This is a genomic window from Sandarakinorhabdus cyanobacteriorum (genome assembly GCF_002251755.1).
Taxonomy (GTDB): Bacteria; Pseudomonadota; Alphaproteobacteria; order Sphingomonadales; family Sphingomonadaceae; genus Sandarakinorhabdus; species Sandarakinorhabdus cyanobacteriorum.
This window is the reverse complement of sequence record NZ_NOXT01000070.1, coordinates 1-1,434: the sequence shown is the minus strand read 5'-3', so window position 1 is coordinate 1,434 and position 1,434 is coordinate 1. Positions and strand designations below refer to the sequence as shown.

Sequence of the window (1,434 nt, the reverse complement as noted above, 5' to 3'; positions counted from 1 at the left end):
CGCCTCCATTTTTCGGTGGCCGGCCGCGACGCGCTGGCGGCGGCGGTGGGTTGATGCTGGCGTGTGAGCGCGTGTGTTCCGGGATCAGATCAGCATGATGGCGCAAGCGATAGCTGGCACCTTCGATCTGGACGACGACAGCGTGATGCAGCAGGCGATCCAGCAGCGCAGTTGCGACGACAGGATCGCCAAAGACCTCGCCCCACTCGGCAAAGCCGCGGTTTGAGGTCAGGATCATGGCGCCCTTTTCGTAGCGAGCGTTGACCAACTGGAAGAAGAGATTGGCGCCGCCGCTGGTGATGGGCAGGTAGCCGATTTCATCAACGATCAGGAGCGATGCGCGGGTGTGGAACCGGATCTTTTCAGCGAGGCGTCCCTCGCGTTCAGCCTTGGCCAGCGCCTCGACCAGCTCAGCCAGCGTACAACGATAGACGCTGCGGCCGGCCTTCACGGCCGCAACGCCGAGCGCGGTGGCCAGATGGCTTTTCCCAGTCCCGGGCGGACCAAGGAAGTGCACCACCTCAGCCCGTTTGATAAACTCGAGCTGCGCCAACGCCATGATGCGGTTGCGATCCAGCGAAGGCTGGAACGAGAAGTCGAAGCTCTCCAGCGTCTTGACCGGCATGAGCCGCGCCGTGCGCAAAGCCACGTTGATCCGGCGCCCTTCACGCAAGTTCAGCTCCTCAGCGAGCAGTTCGTCGATGGCTTCAATGGCGCTGATATCGCCGCGCTCGAGACGGCTGAGCGTGTGATCCAGCGTTTCGAGGGCGCGGGCCATATGCAGGCTGACCATGCTCTGGCGGATCCGTTCTGTCACCGAGATCACAGGCGGCCCTCCACGCTCGAGGCCAGGCGTCGACCAACAGCTTCGTAAAAGGCCAGCGGCCGTTTTGCGACCGGTGCGTCTATCGGGGAGGCCATCGCCATTGCCTCTTTGCGTGCCGCCGGAACAGGCTTGCGGTGGCCGGGATCAACCCGGCGCTGGTTCTTGCCCTCCAGAACCGGGTGAGCGGCAATAAGCTGGCCATCTTCGAAGATGCGCACCTCAGTCGGGTGGCTCTGCACCTCGACGATCCGCCGCTTTGTCGTGTCAGGAACACTGTATTGATTGCCGCCGACAGCAACCATGCCTTCCTGGGTAATGCGCCGCTCCACGGTCAACACCGCATCATAGGGCCGCTGGGGCAACGGCAGGAGTTTGGGCTTCTCTTCTGCAAAATGCTCGTCGACCACGCGGCCGGTCGTTGCATGCACCCGCAGGTTGGCGATGGTCCCGCGCCATTCGTCAAACTGGGCATTCAGGTCGTCCAGATCCCGGAAGCTGCGCCCAAGGAAGAAGTCCTGGCGCACGTAACGGAACGGCCGTTCAACCTTGCCCTTCGTCTTGGCCCGATAAGGCTGACACGCCCTCGGCGCCGAGCCGTAATGCGCGAG

Annotated in this window: 2 protein-coding genes; both read right to left on the bottom strand. The window is 63.2% G+C overall.

Features of this window, described 5'->3' with window-relative positions; all coding sequences use genetic code 11:
- The coding region (istB, locus tag CHU93_RS02445; RefSeq protein WP_207759191.1) for an IS21-like element helper ATPase IstB at positions 1-793 on the bottom strand (793 nt) is incomplete at its 3' end.
- A gap of 29 nt (positions 794-822) precedes the next feature.
- Positions 823-1,434, bottom strand: a 612-nt coding sequence (locus CHU93_RS02440; protein ID WP_133064288.1) for a transposase, incomplete at its 5' end; no start/stop codon positions are given.